Raw genomic sequence first — 23,422 nt, forward strand, 5'->3', positions numbered from 1 at the left:
GGTGGGAAAACCCTACAACGGCGGCGCCGGTCGCCACCTCGCCGAGGGGACCAACGATGAACGAACGGTTAGTCGATGTCGAACGCGCGCTTTCGCAGGCGGAGGCCGACGCGCTCACGGAGCGTCTCGGTGACGAGCTCGCGAAGCAGTACGGGGTCTCGGACGTGGAGCTCCTGCTGGTCGACTACCGGCTCTCCGCCCTGCTGCCGCTGGGGGGCGGGGAACCCGTGACGCGTCCCGGGCATCCCGCCTGGCGCAGCTTCGATCACCAGTCGGAGGTTCTGGAGGGCGACGTCCTGTTCCTCCCGGTCACGATGCGCGGCGACCGGCTCGGGGTGCTGCGGCTCGCCCCGGTCCGCGGCGACGACGACGAGATGCGCGGAGAGCTGGCACACATCGCCGACTCCCTCGGGCACGAGATCGCCGCCGTGCGCGGGAGCACCGACCGCTACCTGGTGGCCGCCCGCAGCCGCCGGCTGACCCTGGCCGCCGAGATGCAGTGGGAGCTGCTGCCCGGCCGCAGCCGGCACCGTTCGTCGTTCGCGCTCGGTGGCCAGTTGGAGCCGGCGTACGCCGTGCGGGGTGACAGCTTCGACTGGGCCGACGACGGCCACCGCCTGTGGATGTCGGCCGTCAACGGGTCCGGCGAGGGCATCGCCGCCGCAACCCTGACCAGCCTGGCCACCTTCGCCCTGCGCAACGCCCGGCGCGCCGGCCTGGCCCTGGCCGACCAGGTCGCGCTGGCTGACCAGGCCGTCTACGCCCGCTACCGGGGCGAGGAGCACCTCGCCGCGCTGCTGCTGGAGGTCGACCTGGACTCGGGCGTCGTGACCGCGGTCGACGCCGGCTCGCCCCGGCTGCTGCTGCTCCGCGGCGATGAGGTGAGCGACGTCGAGCTGGAGGCCCAGCTGCCGATGGGCATGTTCGACGGCACGATCTATCGCCCGCAGACGTTCGAGCTCGAGGTCGGCGACCGCCTGTTCGTGGTCAGCGACGGCGTCTACGACTCGGAGAGCGAGACCGGCGGCCGCTACGGCGAGACGGCGCTGACCAGGTTCGTCCGGCGCAGCCGGCACCAGGCGCCGCTGGACGCCGTGCGCGGGCTCCTCGGTGACGTGCGCGCGCACGTTTCGACCGACCTCGTCGACGACGCGGTCGCGGTCTGTCTCGACTGGACGGGCCCCAAGACTCAGTAGGCGCCGCGGCTGGCGATCACCGCACCCAGGGTCTTCCAGAGGATGGCCAGGTCGGCGGTGAGGCTCCAGTTCTCCACGTAGTAGAGGTCGAGCCGGATGCCGTCCTCCCAGCTCAGGTCGGACCGGCCGCTGACCTGCCAGAGGCCGGTGATGCCGGGCTTGACCAGCAGCCGGCGGGCGACGTCGCCGTCGTAGCGGGCCACCTCGCGGGGCAGCGGCGGGCGCGGACCGACCAGGCTCATCTGGCCGAGCAGCACGTTGACCAGCTGCGGCAGCTCGTCGAGCGAGTAGCGGCGCAGGAAGCGGCCGACCCGGGTCACCCGCGGGTCGTCGCGCATCTTGAACATCAGGCCGTCGGTCTCGTTGCGCGCCTTGAGCTGTGCCAGCACCTCTTCGGCGTTGACCACCATGGTGCGGAACTTGAAGACGCCGAACTCCTTGCCCGACATGCCGACCCGGATCTGGCGGAAGAACACCGGGCCGCGGCCGTCGAGCTTGATGGCGATCGCGATGGCGACCAGCAGCGGCAGCGCGAGGGTCAGGGCGACCAGCGCGAAGGCCCGGTCGAAGAAGCCCTTCACCAGCTTGCGGCCGCCTCGGAACTCGGGCGCCTCGACGTGGATCAGCGGCAGGCCGGCGACCGGGCGCGTGTGGATCCGCGGGCCGGCGACGTCGGTCAACGCCGGCGCGAGCACCATGTCGACGCCGGTGCCCTCCAGCTGCCAGCCGAGCCGGCGGAGCCGGATCGCGGTCAGCTCGCCGGACGTGGTGACCGCGACGGTGTCGACGCCGGTCGACTCGACCGCCTCGAGGACGGTGCGGAACGAGCCGACCACCGGCACGTCGCCGAGCCGCTGCGGCACCGGGGCGATCAGGGCGTCCGGGATGCACGCGCCGACCACGTGGTAGCCGGCGTAGGGCTCCCGCCGCAGCGTGGCGACGAGCTCGTTGATGTGCACGGCGTCGCCGACCACGAGCACCTGGCGCGACCAGGCGCCGTCGCGCTTGCGGGCGTGGTGCAGCCACTTGCGGGCGCCGTAGCGACCCACCACGAGGCCGACCAGGCCGAGCGCGAACGAGAGCACCAGGAACCAGCGGGCGACGCCGAGGTCGACCACGTAGCCGACGATCGCGATGGCGCCGGCGAGCCGGATCGTCGCAGCCGCCACCCGGCGGTATTCGTCGACGCCGTAGCCCAGCAGCCGCGGGTCGTAGCTGCGCATCAGCTTGAGCGAGACCAGCCAGACCAGGCCCAGACCAACCATGATCAGGGCGTACGGCCGCGAGTCGCGTGGCGCGCCGCCCCCGAACTGCTCGGAGAGGCCGCCGAAGCGGACGAAGTAGCCGCCGAGCACCGCGAGCGTGATCATCGCGATGTCGACCAGGAAAACGGCGCGCACATAAGCGCGTTGTCGGGCCCGCACCAGCGCCGCGTTGACGGCGTGTCGCCCGGAATCCGGGCGCGTGGAAGCAGGGTTGACCAGCGTCGCCGACGTCACCAAGCCCTCCCCAGCTCGTGGGTGTCGACGCACCGGAGAGCGGTGCCTGGACATCTTCGCCCATCACCCGTCCCCCGATGGAGCTGGGACGGAAAACCGTCACTTGCTTGACGGCGGTCGTTCGCCTGGCGAACGACCGCCGTCGCGCGCGGACGTCAGCGGGGCGTGTTCGGCCGCCTGGAGATGGCCTGCAGGAAAATGTCGCCGATCTTCGCCGGGTCCTCGGCGACGAAGACACCGCCGCCGGTGACCTTGGTGATCTGGTCGAGCGGACCGCGGTTCACCTCGTCGCCCAACCCGATGATGATCACCTGCACCGGCTTCTTGTCGTCCTTGATGTCCTTGAGCTGGTTGAGCAGCCCGGCGTGGTCGATGCCGCCGTCCGGGTCGTCGTTGCCGATGCCGTCGGTGAGGAGGACGATCGAGTTGACCCGGCCGTTCTGCCAACCGTTCTGCACGTTCTTGTAGGACGCCAGGATCGTGTCGTAGAGACCGGTGTCGCCGCCCTTCTTGGGCTTGATCGCCGCCAGTTGGCCGAGCAGGTCGGTCCGGCCGCTGGACACTGGCTGGATCGGGACCAGCTCCTTGTAGTCCTTGCCGCCACCCAGGTTGCTGGAGAACACCCAGAGCCCGACCGCCCAGTCGTCGCTGAACAGGCCGAGGCCGCGGGTCGCCGCCGCCTGGGTGAGCTGCATGCGGGTCTTGCCACCGGCGCTGGCCACCTTGCCGCCCATGGTGCCGGAGATGTCGATGACGGCGAGCAGCCGGCCGGGCAGCGTGACGGCGGTCCACGTCGCCAGCGTGCGGTCGACCACGGCCGGGTCGGAGGTGCCGGCGGCGGTGCCACCGGAGTCGCCCGACGGCTTCACCTGCGGGGTGCCGGCCGGGCTCGGCGCGCCGGCCGGGGCCTCGAAGCCGTCGCCCCAGGTGCCGTCGGGGCCGCGCAGGTGCTGTGCGCCGAGCCGGTTCTTGAAGTCGCCGTCCTCCAGCACGCGGAACAGGCCCTCGGCCGCCTTGGCCTTGATGGGGTCGGTGCCGGGCATCACGGCGTACGGGTAGTCGAGCGACGTCGGCGCCGGCTCGAGGTAGAGCGCGGCCAGCGGGATCGGCGGCTTGTTGGTGTTGAAGCCGATCACGTCCTCCTCGGACAGCGGCGCAGCCGAGAGGGCCTGCGCCACGCTCGCGGGGTCGATCGCGCTCGGGAACCGGGCCAGCAGGTCCTGGCGGAGGGCCGACTTGCCGACCGCGAGGGCCCGCAGCACCGCGGTCTGCGCCGACTGGGCCTTGTCGCCCAGCGTCGCGGCCTGCGCGCCGAGCGCCAGCAGGCCGGACAGGCCCGCGGCGTCGCGGGTCGGCTCGACGATGCCGGGCCGCAGCGAGGTGCCCTTGGTCAGCTCACCCAGCAGATCGGTCCACTCGACCTTCCGCTGCGGCCAGCCGATCTGCTGCGCGATCGGCTCGGGCATCGCGATGACGACCGGGCTGCGGGCGATCGACTTGCCGTTGCTCGGCGCGAAGCCGGAGGCGGCGCTCTGCAGGCGCATCAGCCAGGTGGACGAGTCGGGCACCCAGACGTCGGGCATCGTGGCGGTGCCGTTGGCGAGGCCGACGCCCGCGAGGGCGACACCGTGCTTGCCGGCGACCACCGCCGCCACGTCGACGGGCTCCTGCGCCACCACGTTGACCGCGACGCAGACGCCGTCGGCCGAGGCGCCGCCGTCGACCCACGACTGCGCCGCTTTCTGGATGGCGGGCGCTATCTCGCTCGCGGCGGCGACGTTCAACTTCGCCTCGCCTGAACAACCGGGCTGGGATACCTGTCGGTAACCGAAGTAGACGCCAACGGAGACGAGGACAAGCGCCATCGCGGCGGCGATGACGCCAGCCCCGCGAAGCTTCATTCGCATGCGATGCCGGCCAGACACCCGACCATCTTGCGTAGCCGACCGGCGCATCGCCAGGTACGTTCGGCCTAAAGTTACGGAGGAGAAACGAATCGATCGGTTTTCGTCACTTCCCGTGATTGCGTTACTGCGGCGGGTCCACGAAATCGCTTAGCTGACAACCTTTTCCGCGGATCCCGAAATGACGGTCTCGCGGGGCGTTAACACACAAGTCGGACTCCCCATCGCCATCGGTTCGCCTGCCTTCGTGGGGACTCCGGTCCGCGGGTCGAGCGCGAACACCGCGACCGAGTCGCCGAGCTGGTTCGCGACATAGAGGTGGTCGCCGATCAGCGCCAGGTGCCGGGGCCACCGCCCGCCGCAGTCGATCTCGCTGACCAGCCGCGGGGCGGCACCGTCCAACGCGAACACCGTCACGGTGTCGACGCCCCGGGTGGCGACGTAGAGATAACGGCCGTCAGCCCGACAGGCGATCTCGGACGGGAACTTCTCACCGGGCCGGGTGCTCGCCTCGAGCCGGTTGCGCTCACGCCAGTCCGTACCGTCGAGGTCGAAGCTCGTGACCATCGCGTCGAGCTCGCTCGCGAGATAGGCGCGGCGGCCGTCCGGATGCCGGGCGATGTGCCGCGGTCCGGTGCCCGGCGTGAGCCGGACCGGGTCGCCCGCCGGCACCAGCCGCTCGCCGTCGACGCGATAGGGATAGAGGCCGTCGGTGCCCAGGTCGACCGCGATCAGCGGGCCGCCGGCCGGGTCGATCGAGATCATGTGCAGGTGCGGGCCGGCCTGCCGGTCGCGGTCCGGGCCGTGCCCATCGTGGACGACGAGGTCGGTGCGCTCACCCACGATGCCGGTCACGGGGTCGAGCGGGTGCAGCGAGATCGACCCGCTGGCGTAGTTGGCGGCCAGCAGGTGCCATCCGTCGGCCGTGACCGCCACGTGGCACGGCTCCGCGCCGCCGGTGGCGGCGCGCCCGTGCGGCCGCAGCGGCGCGCCGGCGCCGTCCACCGCCCAGCCGCTCACCTCACCCTCGGCCAGCTCGTTGGCCGCGTAGATCACGGGCAGCGTGGGGTGCCAGGCCAGGAAGGACGGCGAGGGGGTGGCCGCGACGACGCCGATGGGGTCGAGCCGCCCCGACCCCGGGTCGCGGGTGGCGGCGACGATCCCGTGCCCCGCACCGCCAGATTCCTTCGTGTAGCAGCCGAGGTAGACGATCTCGTCGGTCACGCGTCGATCCAATCACCAGGACCGGCGGGCTGCGGGCCCCCGGGAAATCCTATAGGATCTTTGATCGTGCAGCCGGCGCGACGGATCACCCTCACCGACGACGTATACGCCGCCGTCCAGACCCTGATCATGGATCACGAGGTGGAGCCCGGTGCCCGCATCAACATCGACGCGCTGGCCCGCCGGCTCGCGGTCTCCCCGACGCCCGTACGCGAGGCCCTGGCCCGGCTCGAGTCCGACGGTCTGGTCAGCAAGCGACCGTTGGTCGGTTACACCGCCACACCGCTGCTGACCCGCGCCGAGTTCGAGGACCTGGTCGAGATGCGGCTGATCCTGGAGCCGACCGCCGCCGCGAAGGCCGCCGGCGCCGGGCTCGACGAGGCCGAGGTGGCCGCGCTGCGGGCCAAGGCCGACCTGCCCGCGGGTCCCGGCGAGATCGCCGCCTTCACCGCCCAGGACGCCCGCTTCCACCACAGCCTGGCCGCGCTGTCCGGCAACCGGATGCTGCACGACGCGGTGGTCCGGCTCCGGGCCCACCTGCACCTGTTCCGGCTGCACTTCCCAACCGCGCACTACGGCGTCAGCGCGAGCGAGCACCACCGGGTCGTCGACGCGGTCTGCGCCGGCGACCCCGACGCGGCCGCCGCCGCGATGCGCGCCCACCTCACGGCGGCCCGCGACCGCCACCTGCCCTTCTTCGAGAGCCGATGAGCATGCGGATCGCCCTCTTCGTCACGTGCGTCAACGACCTGATGTTCCCGGACACCGGCAAGGCGGTGGTGACCGTGCTCGAGCGGCTCGGTCACCGGGTCGAGTTCCCGCTCGACCAGACCTGCTGCGGGCAGATGCACGCCAACAGCGGCTACCGCGCCGAGGCGCTCCCGCTCGTGGCCAACTTCGTCAAGACCTTCGCGCCGTACGACGCGATCGTGGCGCCGTCGGCCTCCTGCGTGGCGATGGTCCGGGAGAGCTATCCGCGGCTGGCGCCGTCGCCGGAGCTGACCGCCGTGGCCGAACGCACCTACGAGCTGTCGGAGTTTCTCGTCGACCGGCTGGAGGTGACCGACGTGGGCGCCCGCTTCCCGCACACGGTGACCTATCACCCGACCTGCCACGGCCTGCGCATGCTGCGGCTCGGAGACCGGCCGCGGCGGCTGCTCGCGGCGGTGGACGGGTTGACGCTGACGCCGCTGGAGGGCGCCGAGGAGTGCTGCGGGTTCGGCGGCACGTTCGCGCTCAAGAACGCGGGCGTCTCGGGGGCGATGCTGGCCGACAAGTGCGCGGCGGTCGCCTCCACCGGCGCCGAATATCTCGCGGCCGCCGACAACTCCTGCCTGACCCACATCGGCGGCGGCCTGTCCCGCTCGGGCGCGGCGGCGACGCCCATCCACTACGCACAGATCCTGGCGGCGCAATGAGGGAGCGGAGCGAGCGAATCAGTCAGCTCAGTGAGCAGCGGTCATACCGCGCCTCGCGAAGCGAGGCTCGCGTATGACTGGCACGGGAAACATCGTCACGCCGTTGCCGTTCCCGACGGCGGCGAAGCGGGAGCTGGGTGACGACCAGCTGCGGCGGAACCTGCGCAAGGCCACCCACACGATCCGCGACAAGCGGCTGCGGGTCGTCGGCGAGGTGGCCGACTGGGAAGAGCTGCGGCTGGCCGGCGCGGGCATCAAGGACGACGTGCTGTCCCGGCTGCCGGAGCTGCTCGAGCAGTTCGAGGCGGCGGCCACGGCGGCCGGCGCGACCGTGCACTGGGCCCGCGACGCGCAGGAGGCCTGCGCGGTGGTGGCTGACCTCGTCAAGGCCACCGGCGCCGCCGAGGTGGTCAAGGTCAAGTCGATGGCCACGCAGGAGATCGGGCTCAACGAGGCGCTGGCCGCGGTCGGCGTCGACGCGGTGGAGACCGACCTGGCCGAGCTGATCGTCCAGCTGGCCGACGACACCCCGTCGCACATCCTGGTGCCGGCGATCCACTACAACCGCACGCAGATCCGCGACATCTTCGCCTCGCGCATGCCCGGGGTCGACGTCGACGCGCTGACCGACGACCCACCGGCCCTCGCCGAGGCGGCCCGGCGGCACCTGCGGTCCCGGTTCCTCTCGACCAAGGTCGGCATCTCCGGCGCCAACTTCGCGATCGCCGCGACCGGCACACTGGCCGTCGTCGAGTCGGAGGGCAACGGGCGGATGTGCCTGACGCTGCCCGAGACACTGATCTCGGTGGTCGGCATCGAGAAGCTGCTGCCGACGTTCGCCGACCTCGAGGTGTTCCTCCAGCTGCTGCCGCGGTCGTCGACCGGCGAGCGGATGAACCCGTACACCTCGCTCTGGACGGGTGTGACGCCCGGCGACGGCCCGCAGACGGTGCACATCGTGCTGGTCGACAACGGCCGCACCGACACGCTGGCGGACCCGGTCGGCCGTCAGGCGCTGCGGTGCATCCGGTGCTCGGCGTGCCTCAACGTGTGCCCGGTCTACGAGCGCGTCGGTGGGCACGCCTACGGGTCGGTCTATCCGGGCCCGATCGGCGCCATCCTGTCGCCGCAGATGAGTGGCGAGGGCGCCAACCGCACCCTGCCGTACGCGTCGACGCTCTGCGGCGCCTGTTTCGACGCGTGCCCGGTGCGGATCGACATCCCCCAGGTGCTGGTCCACCTGCGACAGTCCGGGGTGGACGCCGCGCGCGGCCGGCCGTCGCCGGAACGCACGGCGATGCGCACGATGGCGTTCGTCATGCGCGACCGCCGCCGCTACGCCGCCGCGCTGCGGGCCGCCCGCCGCGGCGCCGCCCCGCTGCGGGTCGGCGGCCGGCGCGCGCTCCGCCGGCTCCCGTGGCCGCTGTCGGCCTGGACCTCGGTGCGCGACGCGCCCCTGCCCCCCAAGCAGACCTTCCGCGAATGGTGGACCCGTGAGCACTCCTCTTGACGCCCGCGCCGAGGTCTTCCACCGCATCCGGGAGGCGCGGGCGAGCCTGCCTCCGGTCCAGGTTCCGCGCGACTACGCGTCCGGGGACGGCCCGGCCGGCGCCGAGGTCGTCGACCTGCTGGTCGACCGCCTGGAGGACTACCGCGCGACGGTCCGCCGCTCCCGGGCCGCCGCCCTCTCGGCCACGGTGGCGGAGTTCCTGACCGGCGTGCCGTCGCTGGTGCTGGCGCCGGGCTGCCCGTCGGTCTGGGTGTCCGCCTTCGGCGGCACGGTGGCCCGCGACGGCGACCCGGCCGTCCTGACGGTGGAGGACCTGGACGCACCGGGCGTGGCGGTGCTGACCGGCTGCGCGGTGGCGGTGGCCCAGACCGGCACGCTGATCCTGGACGCGGGCCCGGACCAGGGCCGCCGGGTGCTGTCGCTGGTGCCCGACCACCACATCTGCGTGGTCCGCGTGGACCAGATCGTCGAACGCCTACCGGCCGCGTTGCGCCGCCTCGACGACCCGACCCGCCCACTCACCATGATCTCGGGCCCGTCGGCCACGAGCGACATCGAGCTCAACCGCGTGGAGGGCGTACACGGCCCCCGCCGCCTGGACGTCGTCATCGTCGACTGACCGCTATCCCGGCGCGAAACGCCAGGTCCTCGACTCAAGGTCGTAGGTGACGAGGAGGTCGAATCGTTCTGGCCGGGGATCCCAGGACCGTGGCGGCGCGCTGACGGCGCTCAGGCCGATCGACACCGTGGTCGGCGACTGCGTCACCCAGAACCCGGCCCAGTACTCGCTCCTTGCGAGCAGGTCCCGCACGGCGGCGTCGTCCGGCTCCGCCACCGCGACCGGATCGACGGTCTCGTGAGCCAAGCCGGCATTGTTGGCCAGCAGCCGGGCCAACAGCGCCGCGCCGAACGCCTCGTCGGTCGACTCGAGCCAGAGGTAGTGGTCGTCGTGGCCGGCATACCAGAACGTCACGTCGGGGAGGGTTGGCAGCAGGCGGCCGTCGCGGTCATCCGTGCCGACGGCCAACGCGATCTCGTCCAACCGCTCTCGGGTCGGTGCGTTCAGCAGCCCGACGAGGGTGAGGTGGTCCGGCGTCCACCCGGTGACAAAGGCGGCCAAGTCCTCGGCGGCCAGCACGAGGCCTTCGCGGCTGATGTTCAGGCCGTCCGCCAACCCGCCGAAGTCGTGCACCGTCGCGCGGACGTCCTGCGCAGCCGCGATCTCGCTGGGCGACCACCGCGTGACGTTGTCGTCGTGGAAGAAGCTGCTGCTCGCCACCCTGACGACCGCGACGGTGCCCCCAGCGGCCGCCAGCAGGTCAGCGATGTCCTGGATCGCGGCCGGGGTGGCATCGACGATCACATGGCCACGGGCCCGCCACAGGCTGAAGGTGAAGTCCACGCCGAAGGATCTTGCCGCAGTCCAATGGAAACGGGTCCCCGCCCCGGCTGTCGTGACCGGAACGGGGACCCGCAGCTATTCAGTTAGGAGAGGGGTGGGTAGGCATTCGCCATCAGCTGGCGGAACTGCGCCGAGAACCAGGCGCCGGAGATCGGGGCGTCGGGTAGGGCGCCGGTCGGGTTGTTGCCGTTGAGACCGTTGCCGCCGTACGTCGGGTCGCACATGCGGTCGAAGCCCTTGCCGTCGTTGTTCGGGATCTCCTTGCTCGAGCCGTCGGACTCACCCGGCGGCTTGACCCACACGTACGCGTCGATGCCGCTGGCCGGCGCCGCGGTCGGACGCTCGCCGAGGCCCGCGCCGCTCTGGTTGCACCAGTTGCCGGCGTGGATACGGCGGTCGATGCGGGACTGGTCGACGAACGTGTTGACGTCGGTCGAGGTGCTCGGGGCGGTGGGCCGCGCCGAGCCGCCCCAGCCGTTGCGGGACGTGTCGATCAGCATGCCGATGTTGGCCGCGAAGCCCTGGCTGACCAGCTCGGTCCGGAACGCCTGGGCGAAGGTCAGCTCGTCGACGTACTGGTTCCAGTCGACCCACTTGGACTGCCGGATCTGCTGGCCGTTGACCGTCGTGCTGATGGTGAAGTGCTCCTCGCGCAGCGCCGAGTAGTTGGCGGTGTTGACGATGAAGCCGTGCACCTTGTCCACCGTCGAGCCCGCCGCGGTCGCGGCCTGCTTGAGCTTCTGGGCCGTCGGGCGGAAGTTGCTGTCCCAGCCGATCCAGCCGTGGTGGGCGGCGTCGATGTAGTTGTAGACGTTGGGGATCGCGCCGAGCTTGTTGAGCGCGTAGCCGACGCCGTTGACGTAGCCACCGTTGCTCTCCATCGTCGCGCACTTGGCGATGTTGAGGTTGGTGACCAGGTTCGGCAGCGAGTCGATCTCGATGATCGTGACGATCCGCAGGCTGCGGTACTTGGCGTCGCCCAGGATCGCCGCGATCGGGTCGATGTACTCGGCCTGGTAGCGCGGTAGGCCGTCGACGGGCAGCTCGCCGTTGGAGGCGAGGGCGGCGCAGTCGCGACCCGGCAGGTTGTAGATGACGAACTGGATGTAGCCGGCGCCCTGCGCGAGCGCCGCGTCCAGGTGGTCACGGACGCCCATCGGGCCGTTGGACTGGCTGTCCGGGGTGCCTTCGATGGCCGCGATCCGGTCGAGCCAGACGGCGGTCGGCTGGTTCGACACACGGGAGCCACCCGGCTCGGCGGCCGCCTTGGCGGACCACTCCGGGTTGACGTAGCCACGAGCACCGACGTACGGGTTGTCGACGCGCGGGCCGTTGGTGGGCGCGTCGTTGTCGGACTCCGTCGCCGTCACGCTCACGTTGCCGGCCGAGCTGGTCGCGGCGATCGTCGCGGTGCCGTTGGCCTGGTCGCTGTCCTCGGCCGCGCGTACGGTCACCGGCACGCCCGTGCTCCAGTTGCTGCTGGTCAGCGACAGGCTGGTCGGCGTGATGGTGATGTCGGCGTCACCGGTCTTGGCCAGCGACACGGCGACCGCGCTGGTCGGCGCGGCGCTCAGCCGGTAGGTGACCGTGGCGGTGCCACCTTCCGGCACGCTGACGGCGCCGGAGCTGGCCTGCAGGGTCGGCGTGGTGGTGCCGCCGCCGACGGTGAACGGCACGGCGGTGGTCGTGGTGGACAGGCCGCCGCCGTCGACCGCGCGGGCGGCCGCGGTGTGGCTGCCGGACGCGACGCCGGTGGCGCTGTACTCGTACGGCGCGGTGGTGTCGCTGTTGACCACGGTGCCGTCGATCAGGAACTCGACCCGGCTGACCGGCCCCTCGACGTCGCTGGCGGTGGCGGCGAGCGGGATGGCCGCGCCGGCGGCGAACGTGGCGCCGCTGGTCGGGCTCGACAGCGACACGGTCGGCGGCGTGTTGGTCGGCGAGGTGCCGCCGCAGGTCGTGCCGTTGACGGTGAACGAGGTCGGCTTGGGGTTGCTGCCGCTCCACGCGCCGTTGAACCCGATCGACGTGGACGCGCCGGTGGCGAGCGTGCCGTTGTATTCCATGCTCCGCGCGGTGACGTTCTGGCCGCTCTGGGTCCAGGTCGCCGACCAACCCTGCTGTACGCGCTGGCTGGCGTTCGGGAACGCGAAGCCGAGGGTCCAGCCGTTGAGCGGGTCGCCGGTGTTGCGCAAGGTCACGTTGGCGGTGAACCCGCCCGGCCAGTCGTTGGTGGTGTAGGTGACGTCGCAGGCGACAGCCGCCTGAGCCGGCGACGTGGGCGCGACGATGCCCGCGGCGGCGAGCAGGCCGGCCCCGGCGACGGCGAGCAGCCGCCGTCTAGTCGACAGAGTCATTGCCGTGTCTTCTCCTTGGCCAGACCGGGTCCGTACCCGGGGAATGGGGGTGGGTTGAAGCTGTTGTGCTTGGCTTGGCCCGGCCCGGTCAGGCGGCAGCGCGCGGCGTCACACCCGCCGTCCGGAGTGGACAAACTCCGGTGCCCTCGGCGATCATCGGTGCGCCCGCGTAGATGCGGCTCGATGGAGAGTCTGTCATGGGAGCGCTTCCATAGCAAGCGCCGGCTACGGATTCAGAGCAAGCCGGGATCGGCGGCCCGCGCCTCCAGGTAGGCCCGTTCGGCAGCGTTGCCGGCGAGGGCGGCGGCCCGCGAATACTCCACGGCCGCCTCGCCCGGGCGGCCCAGCCGGCGCAGCAGGTCGGCGCGGGCCGCGGGCAGCACGTGGTAGCCCGCGAGGCGCGCGTCCGCGGCCAGCACGTCCAGCTCCGCCAACCCCGCCGACGGCCCGGCCACCTCCGCGTAGGCCATGGTCCGGGCCAATGCCGCGACCGGCGACGGATGCACCGTGAGCAGGTCGTCGTAGAGCCGCACGATCGCCGCCCAGTCAGTGTCGGCGGCCGACGATGCCAGCGCGTGCACCGCCGCGATCGCCGCCTGGATGGCGTAGGGACCCCGCGGCGCCGGCCGCACCAGGGCCAACCCCTCGGCCACGAGCGACCGATCCCAGCGTGACCGGTCCTGGTCGGCCAGCAGGACCGGCGCCCCGGCCTCGTCCACCCGGGCCGGCCGCCGCGCCTCGGTCAGCAACAGCAACGCCAGCAGCCCGACCGCCTCCGGCTCCCCCGGCAGCAACGACGCCAGCACCCGGGCCAGGTCGACGGCTCGCGCGGTCACGTCCGCGGCGGTCAGTTCGAGCCCGCGCGGCGGCGTGTGGCCCTGCACGAAGAACAGGTAGATCGTGGCGAGCACGGCCGGCAGCCGCTCGGCCAGGTCGTCCGGCGACGGCACCCGATAAGGGATGCCGGCCGCCCGGATCTTCCGCTTGGCCCGGGTCACCCGCGCCGCCATCGTCGCCTCGGGCACGAGGAAGATCCGTCCGATGTCGGCAGTGGGCAGTCCACACACGACGTTGAGCGTCAGCGACACCCGGGCCGGCAGGTCGAGCGCCGGGTGACAGCAGGTGAACAGCAGCCGCAGCCGGTCGTCCGGGAACGGGTCGTCGGCCGGCGGCTCGTCGACGACCAGCAGCGGCAGGCGCCGCTCGACCGCCTCGAGATGGCGTCGCGCCGACACCGCCTTGCGCCGCGCCGTCGCCGTCAGCCAGGCGCCGGGGTTGTCCGGGACGCCGCGCACCCGCCACGCCGGCACGGCTGCCGCGAACGCCTCCTGCACCGCGTCCTGGGCGGCGTCGAGGTCGCGGGTCAGGCGCACCACCGTGGCGAGCACCTGGGCCCACTCACGGCGGTACGCCGTCGCCAGCGCGCGGTCGACCTCAGGCGAAATCGGAGATGTCCCAGATCGGGCGGATCTCCGTCGCCGTGCCGGTCGGGCACCGCCTGGCCGCTTCGATCGCCTCGTCGAGATCCTTGGCGTCGATGATGTAGTAGCCGCCGAGGCTCTCCTTGAGCTCCGCGTACGGCCCGTCGGTGACCACCATCTCGTCGCCGACCTTGCGCAGCGTGGTGGCCGTGCTGGGCCCCCGCAGCGCCTCACCGCCGACCTCGGCGATCCCCCGTTCCTTGAGCCAGGCCGAGAACGTGTCGTGCTCGGCCAGGCTCTCCCGCAGCTCGTCGGGGCGGGACTCCCAGTCGGTCTCGGGTTCGAAGAGCATGAGCATGTATTTCATGGCTTCCTCCTTCACCTGACCGACGCGTCGTCCTCCCCATTTTCGACATCGTCGCCGCCGGAGTCGGCGGAGTCGGCGGAAGCCGGCGCTTCCGCCGGAGAGAGCCACTGCCACACGAGGAACAGCAACCCCATGGCCAGCATCGCCAACCCGGCCCAGAGGTTGATCCGCACGCCCTGGGCCTTGTCGATCGCCCCCGAGCCGTCGAAGACGCCGACCAGGCTGACGATCACGCCGTACACCACGAACAACCCGCCGATCACCCGGCGGACGTCGAACATCCGCGCGGCGGCCGACCTGCGCTGTTCCTCGCTGTCGCTGAGCAGTTCTTCGTCACTCATCGCCCTCACCAGACCGGGATGTAGAACAACAGGGACAGGGCGAGCGCGATGCCGCCCAGCAGAAGCGGCGAGCGGTACCAGGCCGTGTCGCCCGCGATCACGTCACCCTTGAGGTCGACGCCGCCGAGCCCGCGGACCAGGCCACGGAGCTCGCTGTCCGGCTTGGGCTGGCCGAACCGGCTGAGCACGAACGCGACCACCAGCACCGTCACGAACGCGAGGCCGGCGCCCCAGAAGCTCTCCTCCAGGTCGGTGTCGAACGGCAGCGCACCCCCGAGATAGAGGAGGTACGTCGCCAGGGCCACCACGGTGCCCGACAGCAACGACCAGAAGCCGGCCGCCGCGGTCATCCGCTTCCAGAACATGCCGACGATGAACGTGGCGAACAGCGGGGCGTTGAAGACCGAGAACAGCGCCTGGATGTAGTTCATGATGTTGCTGAACCCGGCGGCGATGAACGCGGTGCCGATGCCGACCAGGATGCCGCCGACCGTCGCGATCCGGCCGATCCGGATGTAGTAGTCGTCCGAGCGCTCCTTCTTCACGTACGTCTGCCAGATGTCGTAGGTGAAGACGGTGTTGAAGCCGCTGACGTTGGCCGCCATGCCGGCCATGAAGGAGGCCATCAGACCGGTGACCGCGATGCCGAGCACGCCGTTGGGCAACAGGTCGCGCATCAGCAGCGGGATCGCGTTGTTGTAGACCAGGTCACCCTCGTCGGCACCGAGACCCTGGACCGTGACGACCGCGATCATGCCGGGAATCACGGTCACGAGGGGGATCAACAACTTCGGGTACGCGGCGATCAGCGGCGTACGCCGGGCGGCGCTCATGTTTCGGGCCGAGAGCGCCCGCTGCACCTCGGCGAAGTTCGTGGTCCAGTAGCCGAACGAGAGCACGAAGCCGAGGCCGAAGACGATGCCGAGCCAATGCGCGCCCAGCGGGTTGTCGGACGAGCCGGTGTTGGACCACGCGTGCAGGCCGGCCTCGCCGAGGTCGCTCTCCCGTACCTTGTCGAACAGGCCGTTGATGCCGCCGACCTTGACGAGGCCGAGCACCGTGATCGGGATGAGCCCGGCCAGGATGACGAAGAACTGCAGCACCTCGTTGTAGATCGCCGAGGTCAGGCCGCCGATGCTGATGTAGGTCAGCACGATCGCGGCGCCCACGATGATCGAGATCCACAGCGGCCAGCCGAGCAGCGCGTCGAGCACGAGGGCGAGCGCGTACAGGTTGACGCCGGCGATCAGCATCTGGGCGACGGCGAAGGTGATCGCGTTGAGCAGGTGGGCCTTCGTGTTGAACCGCCGGCGCAGGTACTCGGGTACCGAGCGGACCTTGGAGCCGTAGTAGAACGGCATCATCACGATGCCGAGGAAGACCATCGCCGGCACGGCGCCGATCCAGTAGTAGTGCGTGGTCATGATGCCGTACTGGGCGCCGTTGGCGGCCATGCCGATGATCTCGAGGGCGCCGAGGTTGGCGGAGACGAAGGCCAGCCCGGTCACCCAGGCGGGCAGCGAGCGCCCGGAGAGGAAGAAGTCGACGCTGGTCTTGATCGCCCGGCGGGCGGCGAACCCGACACCGAGCACGGTCACGAAGTAGAGCGCCAGTAACGCGTAGTCCAGCCAGTTCAGGTCCAGCCGCAGTCCACCGTCCACACCGTCCCCTTTCGCCCGCCGGTCCGAACGGCTCGGATCGATCCGCGGGCGACGTACCCCGGCTGGTGTTCCCGAAAACTCCTCATGTCGGAACCGGTTCGGCGCGCGGTGCGTGCTTGTCGGTGGACAGCCGGGACGGAAGGCTGTCTCCTGTAGGGAACGCCGTTACGGGGAGTGATCATGAAGCGCTTGGGAACCGCCATCACGCTCGTGGTCGGCCTCGCCGCCGGCGCCGGGCTGTTCGCCGCCAACAACGCCCTCACCGTGGCGCCGAAGCCGGCCGCGGCCGAGGAGGCCAAAGCGCCGCCGCCTGCTCCGTCGCCCACCGCGGCGCCGCCCGCCGACCGGGCCGTCACGCCACCGCCCGCCAAGGCGCAGGCGCAGCAGAAGGTCACGGTGACCTGGGCCGGTTCGGTGCGCGGCGGCGACGCCAGCATCGCGATCGCGGTCAAGGAGGGCGTGGCCATCGCGTACGTGTGTGACGGGAACCGGATCGAGGCCTGGTACCAGGGCACCGCCGTCGACGAGCGACTCGCCCTGGTCGGCAAGGACGGCAAGGTCAGCGGCTCGTTCAGCGAGAAGCGGGCCAAGGGCACGGTGACCGCGGGCCGCACGACCTACTCGTTCGACGTCGGCGCGGTGCGCAAGCCGTCCGGGCTCTACCGGGCGACCGCGTCGGTCCGCAACGCCCAGGTGCGCGGCGGCTGGATCGTGGTCGAGGGCCGGCAGGTCGGCATTCTCCAGGTCGACGGTGTCGCGCGGCCGGCCCCGCCGCTCGACCTGGGCACCGGCACGGTGACGGTCGACGGCGAGCGGGTCGTGCCGGAGCCGTTGGGTTGACGACAGAGGGCCCCCTGCCTCGGCAAGGGGCCCTCTGTCCGACGACGTCAGCTCTGCAGCATGCGGTCCAGGAAGTCGCGGTAGCGGCGGACGACCACCCGCAGGTGCTCGGTGTCGGTGCCCTCGGTGGCCTGCCAGCCGCCGAGGTCGTTGCGCATCGAGTCGAGCGCCGCGACCAGCGCGTCGGCCGCCTCCTCGGCGAGACTCTGCGCCTCGCCGGCGGCACCGCGCGGGTCGTCGACGAACCGGAGCTGGACCTCACGCCAGCGGTCCCGGAAGCCCTGCGCGGCCTCGACGGCGACCAGCGCGGTCACCGGCTCGACGTCGACCTGGCCCGGCATGAGCTCGGTCGGCTCGTCGTCGGCCCGCTCGTCGAGGGCCTCGGCGTCGTCGGGCTCGTCGGCGACCCGGTCCGCCACGTCGCCGAACCGCTCCTCGCGGTCGCCGAACCGGTCGTCCTCGACCCGGTCGTCGACCCCGTCCCGATCCGCGTCGACGCGGTCGGAGTCGGCCCGGTCCGCGTCGACGCGGTCCGAGTCGGCCCGGTCGGCCTGGCTGTCGACGGCCTCGGCGTCGGTGCGGGTGTCGGTGCGGTTGGCGGCCATCGCGGCCGCGGCGGCCGCGCCGCCGGCGGTGGCCGCGCCGAACGCGACCGGCGTCATCGCGCTGTCGGGGAACGTGGGGCCGCCGAACGCGCGGTCGTCGTCGGCGCGGTCCCGGTCGAGCTCGGCGTGGTCGACGCCGCTGCGCTCGGCGTCGGTGTCGACCGGCGAGGCGAGCACCGGGTCGTCGTAGCCGGACCGCTCGTCCTCGGCCTCGTGGTAGACGTCGGTGTCGTCGCGTCCCTCGGTGCTGTCGACGATGCCGTTGTCGTTGCGGTCGACGTCGTCGCGGGCCTCGGCCTCGTCGACCACGCCGTCACCGTCGCGGTCCGCGGCGGGCGCCTCGGCGCTGTCGGCCACACCGTCACCGTCGCGGTCGGCGTCGTCGCGCGCCTCGGCGCTGTCGACCACGCCGTCACCGTCGCGGTCCGCGTCGGCGCCCGTCACCACGTTGTCGTGGTAGCCGGCCTCCGGCGTGGTGCTGTCGTGGTAGCCGGGCTCCGGCGTGGTGCTGTCGTGGTAGCCGTCGTCGACCACGTTGCCCTCGAAGTGGCCCCGCTCGGTCTCGTCGTAGCCGCCGTCCACGGCGTCCGCGGTGCGGTCGGCGTCGTGCTCGTCGTCGGGCGCGGTCCGCTGCACCGGCACCGGGTCGGAACGCACTGCCTCGGGGTGTTCGTCGCTGCGCTGGTCCTGGTAGCTCATGGGGGATCTCCTCGAAGTTAGCGGGCGTCGGTGACCGGGCCGTCGTGGCGCGGGGTGTGCACGGGCTCGTCACCGAGCAGCTCCGCGACCAGGGAGCGGTAGTGGACGACGGCCTGGCGCAGCTGCTCGGTGCTGGCCTCGCCGCGCTCGTTGGCGAGATGGATGTCGTGCGCCTCGCGGTAGTTGCCGAGCGTGCGGGCGTGTTCGACGGAGAGGTGGGCGAGCTGGTCGTCGTAGTTGTCGGTGGGGTAGCCGCGCTCGGCGATCAGCCGGGTGACCAGCTCGTCGGCGGCGCCGACCGCGCGGGCGGGGTCGTCGACGAAGAGGACCTGCAGCTCCTCCCAGGCCTGGGCGTAGCGGGCCCGCGACTCCTCGGTCAACGGCGTGAGCGTCAGCTCGGCGTGCCGGCGCTCCCGCTCGCGCAGTTCGCGCTCCGCGGCGGTCCGGCTCTCCTGTTCTTCGACGACCCGGTCGTACTCCGGGCCGAACTTGCTCTGCAGTGCCCGACGACGCATCGCCTGCCACGCGAATATGCCGACCGCGACGAGCACCACGATGACGATGACGAGAACGACGATCCCTGTGGACGACATGGCGTTCCTCCTTCGGCCACTTATTTCCCAGATGGCAAAGGTCGCCAACCCTGCTGGACGAAACTTGTTTCGCACGCGTACGCCCAGCGACCGGGACATCGACGTCCGGCTGTAGTGTCGCCGGGCCCGGTTGCGTATCCTGCCCAAGGCGCATGCGTCACCGGCGGTGTCGGCTTTCTGGCGGGAGCGGGCAGGACGTGTGTCGTCGATCCTGCCAACCCTCGGGCGAGGACTGATGAATACGCGCAGCTGGTCGATCCGTTCGAAGATCATCTCCCTGGTCGCCGTGCCGATCGCGGCACTCACGGCATTGTGGATCTTCGCGACCACGTTGACGCTGGGTCCCGCGCTCAGCCTGCTGTCGGCGCAGGGGCTGCTCGACGACGTCGGCCGCCCCGGCGAGAACGTCGTCGCCGAGCTGCAGCAGGAACGCCGACTGTCCCTTGTCTACCTCGCCGGCCGGACGAGCCCGGAACGCCTGGCCGCCGCCCGGGTCGAGACCGACAACGCGATCGCCGAGTTCCGCCGCCGGTCCGCCGACGCCGACACCAGCGACGCGCTCGCCGAGCGGCTGGGCCAGCTCGACCAGGCGTTCGCCGTGCTGCCCTCGGGTCGGGACTTCATCGACCGCCGCGACATGGACAAGGCCGGCGCGCTCGGGCTCTACAACGGCGTGATCGACTCCGCCTTCCGGGCGTTCGCGGTGCTGGTCGCGTTGCCCGACGAGCAGCTGGCCCGCGACGCCCGCGCGATCACGTCCCTCGGCCGGGCCCGCGAGGTGCTCGCCCGCGCCGACGCCCTGCTGGCCGGGGTGTTCGCGGGCGGCCGGTTCGCCGCCGACGAGCACAGCCAGCTGGTGCAGATCGTCGGCACCGAGCGCTACCTCTACGAGTCCGCGGTCGCCGACCTGCCGGACGCCGACCGGGCCGCGTACACCCAGCTCACCGAGGGCGCCGCGGCCACCCAGCTCAACGACATGCTCAACACGCTGGTCAGCAAGGGCCGCACCAACGCGCCGCCGCCGATCGCCGCGACCGCCTGGCAGTCCGCCTACGACACGGTGCAGCACAACCTGCGCGAGTTCGAGCTCGCCGCCTCCGACCGGCTCGCCGACCGGTCCATCCCGGTCGCCACGGGCATCCTGGTCCGGCTCGGCCTGGCCGGCATCCTCGGGCTGATCGCCGTCGGTGTCGCCCTCTACATCTCGATCGGCGTGGGCCGCGGGCTGATCCGCCGCCTCGACGGCCTGCGGGCCGCCGCGCTCGAACTGGCCGACGAGCGGCTGCCCGCCCTGATCGGCCGGCTGCGGCGCGGCCAGGAGGTCGACGTCGCGGCCGAGTCGCCCCCGCTGGAGTTCGGCAACGACGAGCTGGGGCAGGTCGGGCAGGCGTTCGCGGCCGTCCAGCGCACCGCGGTCGCGTCCGCCGTCGACGAGGCCACCCTGCGCCGCGGCCTCAGCGACGTCTTCCTCAACATCGCCCGGCGCAGCCAGACGCTGCTGCACCGGCAGCTGGCGCTGCTCGACAAGATGGAGCGGCGCACCACCGACCCCGACGAGCTGGGCGACCTGTTCCGGGTCGACCACCTCGCCACCCGCATGCGCCGCCACGCCGAGGACCTCGTCGTGCTCGCCGGCGCCGCGCCGGGCCGGGGCTGGCGCACGCCGGTCCCGATGATCGACGTGATCCGTGGCGCGGTGTCCGAGGTGGAGGACTACCCGCGGGTCAACATCATGGCCATCGAGCCGGCCGCCGTCGCCGGTCGCGCCGTCGCCGACGTCATCCACCTGCTGGCCGAGCTGATCGAGAACGCGACCTCGTTCTCGCCGCCGCACACCAAGGTGCACGTCGCCGGCCAGAGCGTGCCCAACGGCTACGCCATCGAGATCGAGGACCGCGGCCTCGGCATGTCGCCCGAGGCGATCGACGAGGCCAACCAGCGCCTCTCCGAGCCGCCGGAGTTCGACCCGGCCAACTCCGCGCGCCTCGGCCTGTTCGTGGTGGCCCAGCTCGGCGCCCGGCACGGCGTACGCGTGCGGCTGCGCCCGTCCCCCTACGGCGGTGTGACCGCGGTGGCCCTGCTGCCGACGGCGCTGATCGGCGCCGGCACCGGCGCGCTGGCCCTGCCCGGGCGCGCGCCGGCCGAGGTCGAGGCGCCCGCCGACCTGGCCCTGCCGGCCGGCGAGGCGCAAGCGGTGCTGGTCCCCGCCGACGAGACGCCGATGTGGACGGTGCCGGCCTCGTCGGAGAACACGTCCACGGGCGCCTGGGCATCCTCGCCCGGCGCCAACTGGCCCACCGCACTCTCGGGCGGGCTGACCACGCCTCCCCCGTCCCCCGCCGATGCGTTGGCGGAGCCGACTCCGGTGCTGGGCCTGCCGGTGCAGCGGCGCCGGCGTCCGCCGGAGGAGGCGACCGCCGAGCTCGTGATCGGCGACGACGGCCTGCCCCGCCGCAACCGGCAACGGCACCTGGCGCCACAGCTGCGCCGGCCGGTCGACGAGCCGTCCGGCGGCTTCGCGACCCGGCCGTCCTCGGCCCCACCGGCGCCGCTCGACCCCGACGAGGTGCGGGCCCGGATGTCGGCCCTGCAGGCCGGCACCAACCGCGGCCGCCGCGAAAGCGCCAACCTGACCCCGGCGCCACCGGCCGCCGACGGCGGGTCGAAACCGATGTGGACACCGCCGCCACCCGCGGGCGACGACACCAGGGCGTTGCGGATCACCCGCTACACCTCGCCGACGACATCGGCGCCGGCCGACGGCGCGAGCACCGACGGCAACGGGGCCAACGGCAGCACCGGGCCGCACGACGGCGGTGCGGCCACCGAGGACGACGCGTCGGGTCAACTTCCCGACTCGACCGAGGGAACCGGGTCCACGACGCCGCCCGTACCCTCTGATCAACCACCGGCACCCGCTGCCGAGGGCGCGTCGCAGGTCAAGGATCCATCCGGAAAGGACGCGTAAGTGACGCAGACGACCAGGCCGCAGACCAACCTCGACTGGCTGCTCGAAGACCTCGTCGCCCGCGTGCCCGGGGCGGAGCAGGCGATCGTGCTCTCGGCCGACGGGCTGCTGATGGGTTCGACCCGCGGGTTGGAGCGCGACGACGCCGAGCACCTGGCCGCGATGGCCGCCGGCTTCCAGAGCCTCGCCAAGGGCGCGAGCCGGCACTTCGACGCCGGGCCCGTGCGCCAGACGATGGTGGAGATGGAGCAGGCCTACCTCTTCGTGACCGCCGCCGGGCAGGGCGCCTGCCTCGCGCTGCTGGCCACGTCGGAGACCGACATCGGGCTGGCCGCGTACGAGATGGCCATGCTCGTCACCCGGGTCGGCCAGACGCTGACCGCGCCGGCCCGGATCCCGCCGACCGCCCCGCCGGAGAGCGCCGATGGTGGCTGATCCCCGCACGCCCGGGCCCGACTGGCTCGACATGGAAGCCGGGCCGGTCGTCCGCCCGTACACGGTGACCGGCGGTCGGGTCCGCCCGGCGACTGGCTTCGACCTGGTGGCGTTCGTGGTGGCGGCGCCGCTCGACCGGGTCGACCTGGCGCCCCTGCAACCCGAGCACCGCGCGATCATCGAGGTCGCGCAGCGCCCGGTGGCCGTGGCCGAGCTCGCCGCCCGGGTCGACCTCGCGCTCGGCGTCGTCCGGGTGCTGCTCGGCGACCTGCTCACCGCGGGCCTCGTGGCGTCCTACGAGCCGCAGCCCGCGGCCTCCCTGCCCGACAACGACATACTCCAGGCGGTGGTCAATGGACTCCGTGCACTCTGACCGCTCCGGGGGCCCCGGGGAGGGGCAACACATCCCGATCGCCCTCAAGATCCTGATTGCGGGCGGTTTCGGAGTCGGCAAGACCACGCTGGTCGGCGCGGTGAGCGAGATCCGCCCGCTGCAGACCGAAGAGGTGCTCAGCTCGGCGAGCGAGGAGACCGACGACGTCTCCGGCGTCGAGGGCAAGAACACGACCACGGTCGCCATGGACTTCGGCCGGATCACGATCAACAAGGACCTGCAGGTCTATCTGTTCGGTACGCCCGGCCAGGACCGCTTCTGGTTCCTCTGGGACGAGCTGGCCTTCGGCGCCCTCGGCGCGGTCGTGCTGGCCGACACGCGGCGGCTGGCGGACTGTTTCCCGTCGGTGGACTACTTCGAGACCCGCAACACGCCGTTCGTGGTGGGCGTCAACTGCTTCGACGGCATCCAGAAGCACAGCGCCGACTCCGTCCGCAACGCCCTCGACCTCGACCCGGGCGTCCCGGTGCTGCTCTGCGACGCCCGCGACCGGCAGTCCGGCAAGGCGCTGCTGATCGCCCTGGTCGAGCACGTGGCGAGCCGGCGGGTGCCGACGGGCTGATTTCCTGTCATACCCGGGGTCGAACA

At 72.0% G+C, this 23,422-nt stretch carries 21 protein-coding genes; 10 read left to right on the forward strand and 11 right to left on the reverse strand.

Annotated features, from left to right (window positions below; all coding sequences use genetic code 11):
- The first annotated feature begins 56 nt into the window (after positions 1–56).
- Positions 57–1,196, forward strand: a complete 1,140-nt coding sequence (locus O7635_RS00915; RefSeq protein ID WP_278078465.1) for a PP2C family protein-serine/threonine phosphatase — start codon at positions 57–59, stop codon at positions 1,194–1,196.
- On the opposite strand, the gene O7635_RS00920 is transcribed toward O7635_RS00915, so the two are convergent.
- The 3 genes from O7635_RS00920 to O7635_RS00930 form a co-directional block, all read right to left on the reverse strand.
- A complete protein-coding gene (locus tag O7635_RS00920; protein ID WP_278085341.1) occupies positions 1,190–2,623 on the reverse strand; it encodes a sugar transferase in 1,434 nt (477 codons plus the stop codon). The genes O7635_RS00915 and O7635_RS00920 overlap by 7 nt on opposite strands.
- A gap of 227 nt (positions 2,624–2,850) precedes the next feature.
- Positions 2,851–4,602, reverse strand: coding sequence for a VWA domain-containing protein (locus O7635_RS00925; RefSeq protein ID WP_278078466.1), 1,752 nt, complete (start codon positions 4,600–4,602; stop codon positions 2,851–2,853).
- Between the two features lie 147 nt (positions 4,603–4,749).
- Positions 4,750–5,823 carry a lactonase family protein gene (locus tag O7635_RS00930; RefSeq protein ID WP_278078467.1) on the reverse strand — a complete coding sequence of 358 codons (1,074 nt, stop codon included), beginning with the start codon at positions 5,821–5,823 and terminating at the stop codon, positions 4,750–4,752.
- Positions 5,824–5,889: 66 nt separating this feature from the next.
- Between O7635_RS00930 and O7635_RS00935 the strand changes: the two genes are divergently transcribed.
- The 4 genes from O7635_RS00935 (at position 5,890) to O7635_RS00950 (ending at position 9,370) form a co-directional block, all read left to right on the forward strand.
- Complete coding sequence (locus tag O7635_RS00935; protein WP_278078468.1) at positions 5,890–6,534, forward strand: GntR family transcriptional regulator; 645 nt, start codon at positions 5,890–5,892, stop codon at positions 6,532–6,534.
- A 2-nt stretch (positions 6,535–6,536) separates the two neighbouring features.
- Positions 6,537–7,241: a (Fe-S)-binding protein gene (locus O7635_RS00940; protein ID WP_278085342.1), complete on the forward strand. Its 705-nt coding sequence runs from the start codon at positions 6,537–6,539 to the stop codon at positions 7,239–7,241.
- Between the two features lie 73 nt (positions 7,242–7,314).
- Positions 7,315–8,751, forward strand: a complete 1,437-nt coding sequence (locus O7635_RS00945) for a LutB/LldF family L-lactate oxidation iron-sulfur protein (RefSeq protein WP_278078469.1) — start codon at positions 7,315–7,317, stop codon at positions 8,749–8,751.
- Complete coding sequence (locus O7635_RS00950) at positions 8,735–9,370, forward strand: LUD domain-containing protein (protein ID WP_278078470.1); 636 nt, start codon at positions 8,735–8,737, stop codon at positions 9,368–9,370. Before O7635_RS00945 ends, O7635_RS00950 begins: the two co-directional genes overlap by 17 nt.
- A 3-nt stretch (positions 9,371–9,373) precedes the next feature.
- Here O7635_RS00950 and O7635_RS00955 read toward each other — a convergent pair whose 3' ends face one another.
- The 6 genes from O7635_RS00955 to O7635_RS00980 all read right to left on the reverse strand — a co-directional run bounded on the left by O7635_RS00955 (position 9,374) and on the right by O7635_RS00980 (position 16,300).
- Positions 9,374–10,153 (reverse strand): hypothetical protein, encoded by a 780-nt coding sequence (locus O7635_RS00955; protein WP_278078471.1) that lies wholly within the window; start codon positions 10,151–10,153, stop codon positions 9,374–9,376.
- 83 nt (positions 10,154–10,236) lie between these two features.
- Complete coding sequence (locus O7635_RS00960) at positions 10,237–12,510, reverse strand: glycoside hydrolase family 6 protein (protein WP_278078472.1); 2,274 nt, start codon at positions 12,508–12,510, stop codon at positions 10,237–10,239.
- A 233-nt stretch (positions 12,511–12,743) separates the two neighbouring features.
- Entirely contained in the window at positions 12,744–13,931 is a 1,188-nt protein-coding gene (locus O7635_RS00965) for a DUF6596 domain-containing protein (RefSeq protein ID WP_278085343.1), read from the reverse strand.
- A 13-nt stretch (positions 13,932–13,944) separates the two neighbouring features.
- Entirely contained in the window at positions 13,945–14,298 is a 354-nt protein-coding gene (locus O7635_RS00970; RefSeq protein WP_278078473.1) for a YciI family protein, read from the reverse strand.
- A gap of 11 nt (positions 14,299–14,309) precedes the next feature.
- Positions 14,310–14,639 (reverse strand): hypothetical protein, encoded by a 330-nt coding sequence (locus O7635_RS00975; RefSeq protein ID WP_278078474.1) that lies wholly within the window; start codon positions 14,637–14,639, stop codon positions 14,310–14,312.
- A 5-nt stretch (positions 14,640–14,644) separates the two neighbouring features.
- Entirely contained in the window at positions 14,645–16,300 is a 1,656-nt protein-coding gene (locus tag O7635_RS00980) for a sodium:solute symporter family protein (RefSeq protein WP_278078475.1), read from the reverse strand.
- A 180-nt stretch (positions 16,301–16,480) separates the two neighbouring features.
- On the opposite strand from O7635_RS00980, the gene O7635_RS00985 reads away from it, so the two are divergent.
- A complete protein-coding gene (locus O7635_RS00985) occupies positions 16,481–17,140 on the forward strand; it encodes a hypothetical protein (protein WP_278078476.1) in 660 nt (219 codons plus the stop codon).
- Between the two features lie 47 nt (positions 17,141–17,187).
- Here O7635_RS00985 and O7635_RS00990 read toward each other — a convergent pair whose 3' ends face one another.
- Both O7635_RS00990 and O7635_RS00995 read right to left on the reverse strand, forming a co-directional pair.
- Entirely contained in the window at positions 17,188–18,444 is a 1,257-nt protein-coding gene (locus tag O7635_RS00990) for a hypothetical protein (RefSeq protein WP_278078477.1), read from the reverse strand.
- Positions 18,445–18,461: 17 nt separating this feature from the next.
- On the reverse strand, positions 18,462–19,037 hold the full coding sequence (locus tag O7635_RS00995; protein ID WP_278078478.1) for a hypothetical protein: 576 nt from the start codon (positions 19,035–19,037) through the stop codon (positions 18,462–18,464).
- A gap of 235 nt (positions 19,038–19,272) precedes the next feature.
- On the opposite strand from O7635_RS00995, the gene O7635_RS01000 reads away from it, so the two are divergent.
- The 4 genes from O7635_RS01000 to O7635_RS01015 are packed head-to-tail and all read left to right on the forward strand — an operon-like array spanning position 19,273 to position 23,396.
- Positions 19,273–22,005 (forward strand): nitrate- and nitrite sensing domain-containing protein, encoded by a 2,733-nt coding sequence (locus tag O7635_RS01000; RefSeq protein ID WP_278078479.1) that lies wholly within the window; start codon positions 19,273–19,275, stop codon positions 22,003–22,005.
- The gene (locus tag O7635_RS01005; protein ID WP_278078480.1) at positions 22,006–22,440 is read left to right on the forward strand and encodes a roadblock/LC7 domain-containing protein; all 435 of its coding nucleotides are present in this window, start codon (positions 22,006–22,008) and stop codon (positions 22,438–22,440) included. It begins immediately after the preceding gene.
- Entirely contained in the window at positions 22,430–22,813 is a 384-nt protein-coding gene (locus O7635_RS01010; RefSeq protein ID WP_278078481.1) for a DUF742 domain-containing protein, read from the forward strand. The genes O7635_RS01005 and O7635_RS01010 overlap by 11 nt, the downstream gene beginning before the upstream one ends.
- A complete protein-coding gene (locus O7635_RS01015) occupies positions 22,794–23,396 on the forward strand; it encodes an ATP/GTP-binding protein (RefSeq protein WP_278078482.1) in 603 nt (200 codons plus the stop codon). The genes O7635_RS01010 and O7635_RS01015 overlap by 20 nt, the downstream gene beginning before the upstream one ends.
- Positions 23,397–23,422 lie beyond the last annotated feature (26 nt).

This window comes from Asanoa sp. WMMD1127, from assembly GCF_029626225.1.
Classification (GTDB): domain Bacteria; phylum Actinomycetota; class Actinomycetes; order Mycobacteriales; family Micromonosporaceae; genus Asanoa.

What these genes read in the sequence shown, in the direction of transcription:
- O7635_RS00915 (WP_278078465.1), top strand. Translation starts at nt 57, where the DNA reads ATGAACGAACGGTTAGTCGATGTCGAACGCGCGCTTTCGCAGGCGGAG.
- O7635_RS00925 (WP_278078466.1), bottom strand. Translation starts at nt 4,602, where the DNA reads ATGCGAATGAAGCTTCGCGGGGCTGGCGTCATCGCCGCCGCGATGGCG.
- O7635_RS00940 (WP_278085342.1), top strand. Translation starts at nt 6,537, where the DNA reads ATGCGGATCGCCCTCTTCGTCACGTGCGTCAACGACCTGATGTTCCCG.
- O7635_RS00945 (WP_278078469.1), top strand. Translation starts at nt 7,315, where the DNA reads ATGACTGGCACGGGAAACATCGTCACGCCGTTGCCGTTCCCGACGGCG.
- O7635_RS00960 (WP_278078472.1), bottom strand. Translation starts at nt 12,510, where the DNA reads ATGACTCTGTCGACTAGACGGCGGCTGCTCGCCGTCGCCGGGGCCGGC.
- O7635_RS00970 (WP_278078473.1), bottom strand. Translation starts at nt 14,298, where the DNA reads ATGAAATACATGCTCATGCTCTTCGAACCCGAGACCGACTGGGAGTCC.
- O7635_RS00975 (WP_278078474.1), bottom strand. Translation starts at nt 14,639, where the DNA reads ATGAGTGACGAAGAACTGCTCAGCGACAGCGAGGAACAGCGCAGGTCG.
- O7635_RS00985 (WP_278078476.1), top strand. Translation starts at nt 16,481, where the DNA reads ATGAAGCGCTTGGGAACCGCCATCACGCTCGTGGTCGGCCTCGCCGCC.
- O7635_RS00990 (WP_278078477.1), bottom strand. Translation starts at nt 18,444, where the DNA reads ATGAGCTACCAGGACCAGCGCAGCGACGAACACCCCGAGGCAGTGCGT.
- O7635_RS00995 (WP_278078478.1), bottom strand. Translation starts at nt 19,037, where the DNA reads ATGTCGTCCACAGGGATCGTCGTTCTCGTCATCGTCATCGTGGTGCTC.
- O7635_RS01000 (WP_278078479.1), top strand. Translation starts at nt 19,273, where the DNA reads ATGAATACGCGCAGCTGGTCGATCCGTTCGAAGATCATCTCCCTGGTC.
- O7635_RS01010 (WP_278078481.1), top strand. Translation starts at nt 22,430, where the DNA reads ATGGTGGCTGATCCCCGCACGCCCGGGCCCGACTGGCTCGACATGGAA.
- O7635_RS01015 (WP_278078482.1), top strand. Translation starts at nt 22,794, where the DNA reads ATGGACTCCGTGCACTCTGACCGCTCCGGGGGCCCCGGGGAGGGGCAA.